12 protein-coding genes are annotated in these 12,723 nt (G+C 65.4%); 2 read left to right on the forward strand and 10 right to left on the reverse strand.

Annotated features, from left to right (window positions below; translation table 11 throughout):
• Nucleotides 1–50 precede the first annotated feature (50 nt).
• Genes carB through pyrR form a run of 6 tightly spaced genes read right to left on the reverse strand, consistent with a single transcriptional unit; the run spans nt 51 to nt 7,944 of the window.
• A complete protein-coding gene (gene carB / locus MAB_RS14340) occupies nt 51–3,389 on the reverse strand; it encodes a carbamoyl-phosphate synthase large subunit (protein WP_005111366.1) in 3,339 nt (1,112 codons plus the stop codon).
• The gene (gene carA / locus MAB_RS14345) at nt 3,389–4,564 is read right to left on the reverse strand and encodes a glutamine-hydrolyzing carbamoyl-phosphate synthase small subunit (protein WP_005082345.1); all 1,176 of its coding nucleotides are present in this window, start codon (nt 4,562–4,564) and stop codon (nt 3,389–3,391) included. The genes carB and carA overlap by 1 nt, the downstream gene beginning before the upstream one ends.
• On the reverse strand, nt 4,561–5,058 hold the full coding sequence (locus tag MAB_RS14350) for a PH-like domain-containing protein (protein WP_005082346.1): 498 nt from the start codon (nt 5,056–5,058) through the stop codon (nt 4,561–4,563). Before MAB_RS14350 ends, carA begins: the two co-directional genes overlap by 4 nt.
• On the reverse strand, nt 5,055–6,389 hold the full coding sequence (locus MAB_RS14355) for a dihydroorotase (RefSeq protein ID WP_005082347.1): 1,335 nt from the start codon (nt 6,387–6,389) through the stop codon (nt 5,055–5,057). The genes MAB_RS14350 and MAB_RS14355 overlap by 4 nt, the downstream gene beginning before the upstream one ends.
• Complete coding sequence (locus tag MAB_RS14360; RefSeq protein ID WP_005057676.1) at nt 6,386–7,339, reverse strand: aspartate carbamoyltransferase catalytic subunit; 954 nt, start codon at nt 7,337–7,339, stop codon at nt 6,386–6,388. The genes MAB_RS14355 and MAB_RS14360 overlap by 4 nt, the downstream gene beginning before the upstream one ends.
• Entirely contained in the window at nt 7,336–7,944 is a 609-nt protein-coding gene (gene pyrR / locus MAB_RS14365) for a bifunctional pyr operon transcriptional regulator/uracil phosphoribosyltransferase PyrR (protein ID WP_005082350.1), read from the reverse strand. Before pyrR ends, MAB_RS14360 begins: the two co-directional genes overlap by 4 nt.
• A gap of 114 nt (nt 7,945–8,058) precedes the next feature.
• Between pyrR and MAB_RS14370 the strand changes: the two genes are divergently transcribed.
• Nucleotides 8,059–9,279: a serine hydrolase domain-containing protein gene (locus tag MAB_RS14370; protein WP_005082351.1), complete on the forward strand. Its 1,221-nt coding sequence runs from the start codon at nt 8,059–8,061 to the stop codon at nt 9,277–9,279.
• A gap of 10 nt (nt 9,280–9,289) precedes the next feature.
• Here MAB_RS14370 and MAB_RS14375 read toward each other — a convergent pair whose 3' ends face one another.
• Nucleotides 9,290–9,973 carry a class I SAM-dependent methyltransferase gene (locus tag MAB_RS14375; RefSeq protein ID WP_005082352.1) on the reverse strand — a complete coding sequence of 228 codons (684 nt, stop codon included), beginning with the start codon at nt 9,971–9,973 and terminating at the stop codon, nt 9,290–9,292.
• Nucleotides 9,974–10,056: 83 nt separating this feature from the next.
• On the opposite strand from MAB_RS14375, the gene MAB_RS14380 reads away from it, so the two are divergent.
• Entirely contained in the window at nt 10,057–10,485 is a 429-nt protein-coding gene (locus tag MAB_RS14380; RefSeq protein WP_005082353.1) for a nitroreductase family deazaflavin-dependent oxidoreductase, read from the forward strand.
• 1 nt (nt 10,486) lies between these two features.
• Here MAB_RS14380 and nusB read toward each other — a convergent pair whose 3' ends face one another.
• Genes nusB through MAB_RS14395 form a run of 3 tightly spaced genes read right to left on the reverse strand, consistent with a single transcriptional unit; the run spans nt 10,487 to nt 12,723 of the window.
• Nucleotides 10,487–11,008 (reverse strand): transcription antitermination factor NusB, encoded by a 522-nt coding sequence (gene nusB, locus MAB_RS14385; RefSeq protein WP_005111369.1) that lies wholly within the window; start codon nt 11,006–11,008, stop codon nt 10,487–10,489.
• Nucleotides 11,001–11,564 carry an elongation factor P gene (gene efp, locus MAB_RS14390; RefSeq protein WP_005076127.1) on the reverse strand — a complete coding sequence of 188 codons (564 nt, stop codon included), beginning with the start codon at nt 11,562–11,564 and terminating at the stop codon, nt 11,001–11,003. The genes nusB and efp overlap by 8 nt, the downstream gene beginning before the upstream one ends.
• Nucleotides 11,565–11,589: 25 nt before the next feature.
• Nucleotides 11,590–12,723 carry a M24 family metallopeptidase gene (locus MAB_RS14395; protein ID WP_005082355.1) on the reverse strand — a complete coding sequence of 378 codons (1,134 nt, stop codon included), beginning with the start codon at nt 12,721–12,723 and terminating at the stop codon, nt 11,590–11,592.

Raw genomic sequence — 12,723 nt, forward strand, 5'->3', positions numbered from 1 at the left:
CTCTTCACACAAGCGACTCATCGCAACCCGACGCTCTTCGCGCAAGCGGCTCATCGCAACCCTGCGTGGAGTTCCTGCAACGACCGCACCCCGATATCGCCGCGGATACCGGCTTCGATGCCCTGCACCGCGGCCGAGGCACCCTGCACCGTCGTGATACACGGAATGTTCATCGAAACCGCGGCAGAGCGGATCTCGTAGCCGTCAACACGCGGGCCGGAGTTGCCATACGGGGTGTTGATGACCATCGCGACATCGCCTGCCTTGATGACATCCACCGCGGACAGCGCGGGCAGCGTGCCACCCGGCTCCTGATAGTGCTTGCGCACCTCTTCACATGGAATTCCGTTGCGGCGCAACATCTCCGCCGTGCCTTCGGTGGCCAGCACCGTGAATCCCAGATCGGCGAGCCGTTTCACCGGAAACACCAGTGAGCGCTTGTCGCGGTTGGCCACCGAGACAAAGATGGTGCCCTCCTTGGGCAGCGATCCGTACGCGGCAGTCTGGCTCTTGGCAAACGCGCTGCCGAAATCGGCGTCGATACCCATAACCTCACCGGTCGACTTCATCTCCGGCCCCAGCAGGGAGTCGACTCCGCTGCCGTCGGCCTTACGGAACCGATGGAACGGCAGCACGGCCTCCTTGACCGCCACCGGAGCACCCGGCAACGAGGTGGCGCCATCGCCCTCCGCGGGCAGCAGGCCCTCTTCGCGCAGGCCGGCGATGGTGGCGCCCAACATGATGCGCGCACATGCCTTGGCCAGGGGGACCGCAGTGGCCTTGGATACGAACGGCACGGTGCGGCTGGCACGCGGGTTGGCCTCAAGAACGTAGAGCACATCGTCTTTGAGCGCGTACTGCACATTCAGCAGTCCGACCACACCGATGCCATGCGCGATGGCCTCCGTAGCCTTGCGCACCTTCTCGATATCGCTGCGGCCCAGGGTGACCGGTGGCAGCGCACAGGCGGAGTCGCCAGAGTGGATACCAGCCTCCTCGATGTGCTCCATGACGCCGCCGAGATAGACCTCGGTGCCGTCGCACAGCGCGTCGACATCGATCTCGATCGCGTCCTCCAGGAACCGGTCCACCAACACCGGATGCTCGGGCGACAGCTGGGTGGCCCGGGCGATGTAGCCGTGCAGAGTTTCCTCGTCGTAGACGATCTCCATACCGCGTCCGCCCAGCACGTAGGACGGGCGCACCAGCACCGGATAACCGATGTCGGCGGCGATCTGCTTGGCCTGCTCGAAAGTCGTTGCGGTACCAAAGCGTGGGGCCGGCAATCCCGCCGACACCAAGAGATCGCCGAAGACGCCGCGGTCCTCGGCGCGATCGATGGCCGCCGGGCTGGTGCCCACCACCGGCACGCCGGCGTCGGCCAGACGCTTGGCCAACCCCAGCGGAGTCTGCCCGCCGAGCTGCACAATCACCCCGACAACGCCCGGTCCACCGCGACCGGATTCGGACTCGGCGTGGTACACCTCGAGCACATCCTCGAACGTCAGCGGTTCGAAGTAGAGGCGATCAGCGGTGTCGTAGTCGGTGGACACTGTCTCCGGATTGCAGTTGACCATGATGGTCTCGAAACCCGCCTGCGACAACGTGGTTGCCGCGTGTACGCAGCTGTAGTCGAATTCGATGCCCTGGCCGATGCGGTTGGGCCCAGAACCCAAGATGAGTACCTTGGGGCGCTCGGTCTGAGGGGCCACCTCCGACTCGGCCGCCGGGTCCAGCTCGTAGCTGGAGTAGTGGTACGGCGTCTTGGCCTCGAACTCGGCGGCGCAGGTATCGACGGTCTTGTACACCGGCCGGATACCCATCCGATGACGTAACGACCGAACGCCGTTCTCCCCCGCCAATTCCGGACGTAGCGCGGCGATCTGGCGATCAGACAGCCCGTAGTGCTTGGCACGCCGGAGCAACTCCTCGTCGAGGATCGGCGCCTCACGCAATTCGGTACCGAGCTGATTGATCTGGGCGATTTCTTCGACGAACCACGGGTCGACACCGGTCACCTCGGCCACCTGCTCAACCGGCACGCCCGCGGCCAACGCGCGCTCGATGCCGTAGAGCCGGCCATCGCGCGGCACCCGCAGTTCCTTCAGGAAGGCGTCCAGGTCCTCGATGGGCTCAGCCTTGTCGGTCCAGAAGCCCGCCGCCGAGGTCTCCAGCGAGCGCATGACCTTGCCGAGCGCCTCGGCGAAGTTGCGGCCGAGGGACATCGCCTCTCCCACCGATTTCATGGTGGTGGTCAAGGTGGCGTCGGCGCCGGGGAACTTCTCGAAGGCGAATCGGGGTGCCTTGACGACCACATAGTCCAGGGTCGGCTCGAAACAGGCGGGGGTCTCCTTGGTGATGTCGTTGACGATCTCGTCGAGTGTGTACCCGATGGCAAGCTTGGCCGCGATCTTGGCGATCGGGAAGCCGGTTGCCTTGGAAGCCAATGCGCTTGAACGAGACACACGCGGGTTCATCTCGATGACGATGAGACGGCCGTCGCGCGGGTTGATGGCGAACTGGATGTTGCAGCCGCCGGTGTCCACCCCGACCTCGCGCAGGATCGCGATGCCGAGATCACGCATCTTCTGGTACTCGCGGTCGGTCAAGGTCATCGCGGGCGCGACCGTGACCGAGTCGCCGGTGTGCACACCCATGGGGTCGACGTTCTCGATCGAACACACGACCACCACGTTGTCGCGGCCGTCACGCATCAGCTCGAGTTCGAACTCTTTCCAACCGTAGATGGACTCTTCGATCAGCACGTTCGCCGAGGGCGAGGCCGAAAGCCCCTCTCCCGCCATGCGCTCGACATCGTCGGCTGTGTACGCCATGCCGGAGCCCAGACCGCCCATGGTGAACGACGGGCGCACCACGACCGGCAGCCCGAGGTCGGCAACTGTCTCGCGGACCTCTTCCATGGTGAAGCAGACTCGGGACTTGGCGGACTCACCACCGACCTTGGCGACGATGTCCTTGAAGCGCTGCCGATCCTCACCGCGCTGGATGGCCTCGAAGTTCGCGCCAATGAGCTCCACGCCATACCGGTCCAGCGCACCGTTCTCATACAGCGCGACCGCGGTGTTCAGTGCGGTCTGGCCGCCCAGTGTCGGCAACAGGGCGTCAATCTTGTTGCCCTTCTCTGCCTGTGCGGCAATGACTTTCTCCACGAACTCGGCAGTAATCGGCTCGACATAGGTGTTGTCGGCGTACTCCGGGTCGGTCATGATCGTCGCCGGGTTCGAGTTGACGAGGCTGACCTGCAACCCCTCGGAGCGCAGCACACGGCAGGCCTGGGTGCCCGAATAATCGAACTCGCACGCCTGGCCGATCACGATGGGTCCGGAACCGATGACCAGGATGTGGTTGAGGTCTGTGCGACGTGGCATCAGCGGTTACCCCGATTCTCCGAGTTTGTTTCCAATGCGGATGCGAACTGATCAAACAGGTATTCGGCGTCATGAGGTCCGGCCGCCGCCTCCGGGTGGTACTGCACCGAGAAAGCAGATCCGTCCAACAGCCGGATCCCTTCCACCGTGCCATCGTTGGCGCAGGTGTGGCTTACCTCGGCGCGCCCGAACGGTGTGTCGAACTGCTCGCCCGCCTCACCTTCGAGGGCAAAACCGTGGTTCTGCGCGGTGATGGCAACCCGCCCGGTCGAGTGGTCGATGACCGGAATGTTGATGCCGCGATGCCCGAACGTCATCTTGTACGTCGACCGCCCAAGTGCCCGGCCCAGCAACTGGTTACCGAAGCAGATGCCGAACAGCGGGATCTTGCGGTCCAATACCGCCCGGGTCACCGAGACGACATGGTCCGCGGTGGCCGGATCTCCCGGACCGTTGGACAGAAAGACACCGTCGGGCGCGAGCGCGAGTAGCTCATCGGGGCTGATCGAGGCGGGCACCACCTGCACGCGGATGCCACGTCGCGCGAAATTACGCGGTGTGTTGGTCTTGATGCCCAGGTCCAGGGCGGCCACCGTGAACCGGTGCGCACCATCGGGTTCCACGGTGTATGTGCTGGCCGTGCTCACCTCCCCGGCTAGATCGGCGCCCAGCATGGCGGGCTGCCCGTTGACGCGGGAGAGCAGGAAATCTGTGGGCGCGTCGGCAACGGTGCCACTGAAGATGCCCGCCTTCATCGATCCGCGGGTACGCAGGTGCCGGACCACGGCGCGGGTGTCAATGCCCGCTATGCCGACGACATGCTGCGCCTTGAGGGCATCGTCCAAGGTACCGCTGGCGCGCCAGTTCGATACCCGGTTCGAGGGATCGCGCACCGCATATCCGGCGACCCAGATCTTGCCGCCGCGGCTCTCGTCGTCCTCGTCGTTCCACCCGGTGTTGCCGATCTGGGGAGCTGTCGCCACCACGATCTGCCGGTGGTAGCTCGGGTCGGTCAGGGTCTCTTGGTACCCCGACATGGCCGTGCAGAACACCGCCTCACCAAGGGTTTCCCCCACCGCGCCGAACGGCTTACCGGTGAAAACCCGCCCGTCTTCGAGAACCAGCACCGCCTTGTCACGACCGAATCCTCTTCGCGCACGCGGCTCATCGGTCATGACGCTACCTTCCATTCCTCGTATTCACTTCGCGGTCGGGCCAAAAATCCTGTGTCGATCTCGGTGCCAGAGGGCAGCCGCCACCGAATCGCGAGAATTCCGTCGTGGGTGAGCACCTTGCCCGCCAGCGCCTTGGCCGTGCGGATCTCGGTGATGGCATCGGCGGGTATCCAGATCTCTCCGGTTCCGCTGCGCTCCAACAAGATTCCCCGAGAATACCGGGTAAGGGTGGCCGCGGCCCGATACCCCAGGTCACCCACCGCGATTCGGTCTTGCCAGTCGGGCGCGATGGTACTGCCGACGTAAAGACCTTCCACGGGTTCGATCACCATGTCGCCGCGCTCCGCCGGCGTGACCGGCAGCTCGCCGACGACATCGGTCTGCCGCTGCGCGCGGGCGCGCCAACCGCGCCACATCAGGCGGAAGAGTAAGACCGCCAACGTCAGTGAGGCGCCCGCCATGATGAGCGCACCAATGAAGTCGCCGTGGTTCACTGTGCCAAATCCTCGTCGCACAGATGACTCATCGACGCCACCCTCCCGTCCCGCGCGGTGATGCGGCCACGCAGTAGCGTGGCGGTCACCGTGGCGGGCAAGGTCATTGATTCGAACGGGGTGTTGGCCGACTTACTGGCCAAACCATCGCCACTGACAGTCCAGGACGCATCGGGGTCCACGATGGTCAGGTTGGCGGGCTCACCGACGGCAATCGGGCGCCCTTGGTCGGGCAGGCCCACGATCTGCGCCGGGCGCTCACTCATCACCCTGGCGATATCGCGCCAGGTGAGCAACCCCGGTCTCACCATGGTCTGCACGACCACCGATAGCGCGGTCTGCAATCCGAGCATTCCCGGGCGGGCCGCGGCGAACTCACAGCATTTCTCGTGATCGGCGTGTGGCGCGTGATCGGTTGCCACGCAGTCGATCACTCCGTCAGCGAGAGCCTGGCGCAGCGCCGCGGCGTCGCTGGACTCACGGAGCGGCGGGTTCACCCGGTACACACCGTCGTAGGAAGACAATCGGCCATCATCGAGCAACAGATGGTGCGGCGTCACCTCGGCGGTAATAGAAATCCCTTGCCCCTTGGCCCATTTGAGTAGTTCAACGGTCCCGGCAGTGGAGGCGTGGCAGATGTGCACCGGTGCACCCGTGTCGCGGGAAAGGATCGCGTCGCGCGCGACGATGGATTCTTCGGCGGCGCGTGGCCATCCGGTCAGGCCCAGCCGAGCCGCGTTGGCACCCTCGTGCGCCACCGAGCCGACGGTGAGCCGCGGTTCCTCGGCATGCTGGGCAATCAGCACGCCCAGTCCCTTGGCGTATTCCAGGGCACGGCGCATCACCAACGGATCGTGCACGCACTTGCCGTCATCGGAGAACATCCGCACCCGGCCCGCACCGCGTGCCATCATCGCCATTTCGGTGAGTTGCTTGCCTTCGAGCCCGACAGTGACCGCACCGACCGGATGAACGTCGACGATGCCTACCTGCTGACCACGTTGCCACACATGGTCGGTCACCACGGGGCTGTCGGCGACGGGGTTGGTATTGGCCATCGCGAACACCGCGGTGTAGCCGCCGAGCGCGGCCGCGGCCGAACCGGAATCGATGGTCTCGGTGTCTTCACGTCCCGGCTCACGCAGATGTGTATGCAGGTCCACGAACCCGGGCAGCAATATCTGACCGGGCGCCTCGATGGCCGTATCGACCTCGGTCTCGATGCCTGCGCCGATGCCGGCCTCGATGCGGGTGATCTGACCGTCCTCGATGAGGACGTCGACCTGGTCACCCTCGCCGTACAGCAGTACGCCCTTGATCAACACGCTCATGCCGGAACCGCCTCGGGGCTATCGGAGGACCCGACCAGCAGGTGGAACAGCACGGCCATGCGGATATGCACTCCATTCGATACCTGTTGCAGAACACCGGATTGCGAAGAATCAGCCACCGCGGACGCGATCTCCATGCCGCGCAGCATGGGTCCGGGGTGCAGCACTACCGCGTGTTCGGGCAGCAGCCGCTGCCTGGCCTCGGACATGCCGTATAGGACCGAGTACTCGCGGGCCGACGGAAAAAAGCCGCCGGTCATGCGCTCGGCCTGGACCCGCAGCATCAGCACCGCGTCGGCCCCCGGCAACTCGGCGTCCAGGTCGTGGGTCACCGTCACCGGCCAGGTCCCGACACCGACGGGCAGCAGCGTCGGCGGCGCCACCAGCACCACCTCTGCGCCGAACGTGTTGAGCAACAAAGCATTCGACCGGGCGACCCGGCTGTGCAGGATGTCTCCGACGATGACGACGCGGCGCCCTTCGAGACTGCCAAGCCGCTGCCGGATCGTCAGTGCGTCGAGTAACGCCTGGGTGGGGTGCTCATGCGTGCCGTCACCCGCATTGACGACGGCCGGACCGCCCTCACCTTCGGCGGTCCACTGCGCCAGCTGTGCGGCTACCCCGGAGGCCGGGTGGCGGACGATCAACGCGTCGGCGCCGATCGCGCGCAGGGTCAACGCGGTGTCGCGCAGCGACTCCCCCTTGGCCACCGAGGAACCGGAGGCACTGACGTTGATGACGTCCGCGCTCATCCACTTGCCCGCGACCTCGAAGGAAACCCTTGTGCGCGTGGAGTTCTCATAGAACATCGTGATGATGGTGCGGCCGCGCAGGGTCGGCAGCTTCTTGACCTCACGCCCGGCTAGCGCCTGCAGGAACCGGTCGGCGTCGTCGAGGATGGCGGTGGCCTCGTCACGCGTGAGGTCGGCCGCGGAGAGGAGATGTCTCATGTCTGCGCCCCTTGCCCGCTCGTGATGATCACCGCGTCGCGGCCGTCGTGTTCGGCCAGCAGCACCTTGACGTCCTCCGAGCGTGCCGTCGGCACGTTCTTGCCGACGTAATCCGCACGCAGCGGCAGCTCGCGATGTCCGCGGTCGACCAGCACCGCCAGCTGCACCGCACGCGGCCTGCCGAGGTCCCGCAGCGCGTCAAGTGCCGAGCGCACGGTACGGCCGGAGAACAGCACGTCGTCGACCAGCACCACCAGAGCGCCATCGACGCCACCCTCGGGAATGGAGGTGCGTTCGAGCGGGCGGTGTGGTTTGTTGCGCAGGTCGTCGCGGTACAGCGTGATGTCCAAGAATCCCGCGGGCACCTCGACACCGGAGAATTCGGTGATGTGTGCGGCGAGCCGCTTGGCGAGGGTGGCTCCGCGGGTAGGGATGCCGACCAAGACGACGCGGGGCGCGTCACCGGAGTCAGAAAGCGCGGTCTTTTCGATGATTTGATGCGCGATACGCGAGATGGTCCTGCCGACATCTGCGGCGGACAGCAATTCGCGTCCTTCAACCGGATGTCGCCGACATTGCGGCTCCGAGTCAGATGATGCGCCCACGCTTACGCGAGACCTCCTTCTCCGCCTCACTGGACGGATCGTTAAAGGATGTCACTTATCGCCAGGGAGCTTAGCATCCGGGCACCCGCCAGCCTCCGCTGACAGTATGGAGAGATGGCCGAACCCGATTCCACCTTCGATGCCGCCCTCGCCCCGATCCGCGCCGCGATCGACGACCGCATCTTGGCCGGGGCGGTGACCCTGGTGTGGCAGGGCGGACAGCTCAGACATCTGGGCGCCACCGGCTATCGCGATATCGACGCGGGACTCTCGATGGCCGAGAACACCATTTTCCGCATCGCCTCCATGACAAAACCCATCATCAGCGCCGCCACCATGAATCTGGTCGACGACGGCACGATTCGCCTGAGCGACCCGATCACCACCTGGCTACCGGAGTTCAGCGACATGCGGGTGCTCAAGAACCCGGAGGGCCCACTGGATGACACATTCCGGGCGCCGCGGCTCATCACAGTGGAGGACCTGCTGACCCACCGCAGCGGGCTGACCTACGACTTCATTTCCACCGGCCCGATTGCCAAGGCCTATCACCCTCTGCACACCGCGGCGTTCCGCGAGCCCGATGAGTGGCTGGCGGCGATCGCTGCGCTACCACTGGTGTACCCACCCGGCGAGCGCTTCCACTACAGCCATTCCACCGATGTGTTGGGCTTGCTCATCGCCCGTGCGGCCGGTTTGCCGCTGAACACGCTCTTGCGTCAACGGATCCTGGATCCACTCGGCATGAATGACACCGATTTCTTCGTTCCCGAGCACAAGGCGGCACGCCTGGCACGCCTGTACGGCCTGGGCGATGACGACACGATCGTGGCAGCCGACAGCGGTTACCTCACCGCGATGCCCACCTCAGCACCCGCGCTGTGCCGCGGCGGCGGCGCTCTGGCCAGCACCGCGCACGACTACCTCACCTTCGCACGCGCGCTGCTAGGCGGCGGCCAGGCCGACGGGGTGCGCATCCTGTCCCCCGAGTCGACCCAGGCGCTGCGCACCAACAGGCTCACCCCTGCTCAGCGTCGGCTTCCGTCGTTCGGGATTCCCTACTGGACCGGACGCGGCTTCGGCCTCGGCTTGTCGGTCGTCATGGATCCCAACGAGGCCGCGCTGTTCGGGCCTGGCGGCACGGGCACCTTCGGCTGGCCAGGAGCTTTCGGCACCTGGTGGCACGCCGACCCGAAGGCCGATGCGATCCTCATGTTCCTGCCGCAATGGCGCATGCCCGAGCTGGACCCGAAGGCCGCCCTGGCCCGCACGTCGACGATCAGGCTGCAGCTGCTACACGTCCAATTCGGACAGGCGGTGTACGCAGCGCTGTGACCGCCGCGCGTCAGTCCCGGTGCGCCTGGAGCAACCAGCCCGCCATCGAGACCCAACCGTTGGATTCCTCACGGAATTCTGCGAAACGCTGCGCGCCGCCGTCCTGGAAACCGTCACCGTTGGCATACAGGCGGGCAGGACTGATGTCGTCGACGGTCCAATATTTGGACACGATCTCACGCAGCTCGGGCTCGCTGACCGGGTGCGGTCCGTCGATATCGGGCGGGAAGGCCGCCTTGTCGAAGACCAGCACGATGTAATTGGCGCCCGGTGCCGCCGCACGGACGATCGACTGCTGGTACCCCTCCCGCAGCTCCACTGGCATCGAATGGAACAGCGTGGAATCAATGATCGTGCCGAAGCGCCCGTCGTATCCGGTGAAGTTCGAGATGTCGGCGACGTCGAAGGTGACGTTCGTCAGACCCCGTTCGGCCGCGTAACCCTTGGCCAGCTGGATTGCCGTCGGTGCCGCATCGAGGCCGACAGCGGTATGTCCCCGCTCGGCGAGATACAGAGCGGTGGCGGCTTCCCCACAGCCGGCATCGAGCACGTCACCATGCACCTTGCCTTGCTCGATGAGCTTCAGGATTTCAGGCTGCGGCTGCCCGATGCTCCACGGTGGCCGAGCGGCGAGCTGCTCGGGCGCCTCACCGCGATAGGAGGATTCGAACATATCTTGCAAGTTCTCGGTCATGCTTTCACGGTGCCAGGAATACCCATCTATGTCAATGCCATTGACATAGATGCACCCAGTCAATCCAACGAATCGAGATGACTATGAGCGAACCGTCAGGTACCGAGCAATCATTCAATGAGGCCAACATCGCCGAGTTTCGCGCCAACGGCGGCAAGGTGGGCGGCCAGTTCGAGGGGTTTCCGCTGATGCTCCTGACAAGCATCGGGGCCAAGTCGGGGGCCGAACGCGTTAACCCATTGGCCTACTTCGATATCGATGGCAAGGCCTATATCGTCGGCTCCTCGGCGGGCAGACCGACGAACCCCGCCTGGGTCGCAAATCTGCGCGCCAACCCGCATGTCGAAGTCGAGATCGGTGCCAATCCCAAAGCGAGTGCCATCGCCGTGGAACTTCCCCGCGCCGAGCGTGATCGCGTGTTCGAAATCGTGAAACAGCGCGCTCCGGGGTTCGCCGAATACGAGGCGGCGACCGACCGCGTGATCCCGGTATTCGAAATACAGCTCGCGTGAACTAGTCGGTCGAACTGGGCGCCGAGCTGCCGCGGATGTGCGGAGTCACCAGCATCAGCTGGCCCAGTACCCCATTGACGAACGCCGGCGATTCATCGGTGGAGAGCTGCTTGGCCAGCTCGACCGCCTCGTCCACCGCCACCACCTCGGGGACATCCTGGGCGTGCAACAGCTCCCACACCGCGACCCGCAGGATCGCACGGTCGACCGCAGGCAACCGGGCCAGCGTCCAGCCCTGGAGGTGCGAGGAAATCAGCTCGTCGATGTGCGCGGCATGCTCGGTGACGCCGTGCGCGACGGACACCGTGTACGGGTTCAGCGGGTCGATGTCTGGTTTCGAGGCCGCCAGCGCACGACGCTCGTCGGCCACCCCGGCGGCCGTCATCTCGCGCGCCTCGGCCTCGAACAGCAGGTCCACGGCCCGCTTGCGGGCCTTGCGACGTCCCCCCTTGGCCGATCCAGACACTCTTCGCCCCGGCGGCTCATCGCCGGCCCGGGCCGAATGAGAACCGATATCAGCCATTCACACGGCCGAGGTAGCTGGCGTCGCGCGTATCCACCTTCAGCCGGTCACCGGTGTTGATGAACAGCGGCACCTGAATCTCGGCACCGGTCTCCACCGTGGCGGGCTTGGTGCCCGCGCTGGAGCGATCACCCTGCAGGCCCGGTTCGGTATGGGTGACTTCCAGCTCAACCGAGACCGGAAGCTCGATGTACAGCGCGGCACCCTCGTTGAAGGCGACCTGCACGGTCATGCCCTCCAACAGGAAGCGATGGGCGTCGCCGACGAGCTCCGGGGACAGATGGTGCTGCTCGTAGTCCTGGCTGTCCATGAACACGAACGAATCGCCATCGCGGTACAGGTAGGTGGTGTCGCGGCGGTCGACGGTCGCGGTCTCGACCTTGACTCCGGCGTTGAAGGTCTTGTCGACGACCTTGCCCGAGAGCACGTTCTTGAGCTTCGTGCGCACGAAGGCCGGTCCCTTACCGGGCTTCACGTGCTGGAACTCGGTGATCTGCCACAGCTGACCATCGATGTTGAGCACCAGGCCGTTCTTGAAATCGGCGGTTGAAGCCACGTGTTCAGTCTCCTCTTGTCACTGCTCAGTCGATAACGATGAGTTCCTTGGGGAACCGGGTCAACAGCTCCGGCCCGTCGGGCCGCACCACGAGCGTGTCCTCGATCCGGACTCCGCCCCGGTCGGGCAGGTAGACCCCGGGCTCGACTGTCACCGCCGAGCCAGCAAGCAGTGTACCGGTGGCTGTCGATCCGATGCCCGGTGCTTCGTGGATCTGCAAACCCACGCCATGACCAAGGCCGTGACCGAAGTTCTCTCCGTATCCGGCGGCGGTGATCACATCGCGGGCGGCCGCGTCGACATTCTTCAGCGATGCCCCCGGCGCCAGCGCCGCGCGCCCGGCCGCCTGTGCGGTCAGTACCAGCTCATGGATCTCCTGCTGCCAGGGCGCTGCCGAGCCCAGCACCAGGGTTCTGGTCATGTCGGAGTGGTATCCGGCGACCAGCGCGCCGAAGTCGATCTTCACGAAGTCCCCGGCAGCCAGCATCGCGCCGGTGGGCCGGTGATGCGGTATTGCCGAGTTCGGCCCGGCGGCCACGATGGTCTCGAAGGACGGGCCGTCCGCGCCATGCTCCGCCATGAGGTTTTCCAGGTCCCGCGCCACCTCACGTTCGGTGCGCCCGGGGCGGATCCCTCCGGTCTCGATCAGCGCAGCCAGCGCGGTATCTGCTGCCGCACAAGCTCTTTCAAGAAGCAGGACCTCGGAATCGTCCTTGACTTCCCGCAGTTTCTCGATCCGGTTCGGCGCCCGCACCAACTCGACATCGGTTGCGGCTTCGGCCAATTTGTCGAATCCGTCGACGGTCACGACGTGACTTTCGAAGCCCGCGCGTCCGGCAGGGGCGTGTGCCACCAGAGCCGCACCGTATCGGCGGTCGATCAGGGCGCGCAGGTCAGGAACCTGCGCGGCGGCCTGGGTCCGGTACCTGCCGTCGGTGCACAGCACGGTGGCCTTTTCCTCCGGCCCGTCCCCGGCCGCCACCCACAGCGCGGCGGCCGAGCCGGTGAAACCCGTCAGGTAGCGAATATTGATCAGATCGGTGACCAGGAGCGCATCAAGATCCTCGGCGCGCAGCACCTCGCGAAGCCGTTGCCTGCGGTCGATATGGCTGAGGACCGAACCCGATGTTCTTCGCGCACGCGGCTCATCACTCTTCAC

The organism is Mycobacteroides abscessus ATCC 19977 (assembly GCF_000069185.1).
GTDB classification, from domain to species: domain Bacteria; phylum Actinomycetota; class Actinomycetes; order Mycobacteriales; family Mycobacteriaceae; genus Mycobacterium; species Mycobacterium abscessus.

Coding starts and splice junctions, on each gene's coding strand:
- carB (WP_005111366.1), bottom strand. CDS start 3,389: ATGCCACGTCGCACAGACCTCAACCACATCCTGGTCATCGGTTCCGGA.
- carA (WP_005082345.1), bottom strand. CDS start 4,564: ATGACCGATGAGCCGCGTGCGCGAAGAGGATTCGGTCGTGACAAGGCG.
- MAB_RS14355 (WP_005082347.1), bottom strand. CDS start 6,389: ATGAGCGTGTTGATCAAGGGCGTACTGCTGTACGGCGAGGGTGACCAG.
- MAB_RS14360 (WP_005057676.1), bottom strand. CDS start 7,339: ATGAGACATCTCCTCTCCGCGGCCGACCTCACGCGTGACGAGGCCACC.
- MAB_RS14370 (WP_005082351.1), top strand. CDS start 8,059: ATGGCCGAACCCGATTCCACCTTCGATGCCGCCCTCGCCCCGATCCGC.
- MAB_RS14375 (WP_005082352.1), bottom strand. CDS start 9,973: ATGACCGAGAACTTGCAAGATATGTTCGAATCCTCCTATCGCGGTGAG.
- MAB_RS14380 (WP_005082353.1), top strand. CDS start 10,057: ATGAGCGAACCGTCAGGTACCGAGCAATCATTCAATGAGGCCAACATC.
- nusB (WP_005111369.1), bottom strand. CDS start 11,008: ATGGCTGATATCGGTTCTCATTCGGCCCGGGCCGGCGATGAGCCGCCG.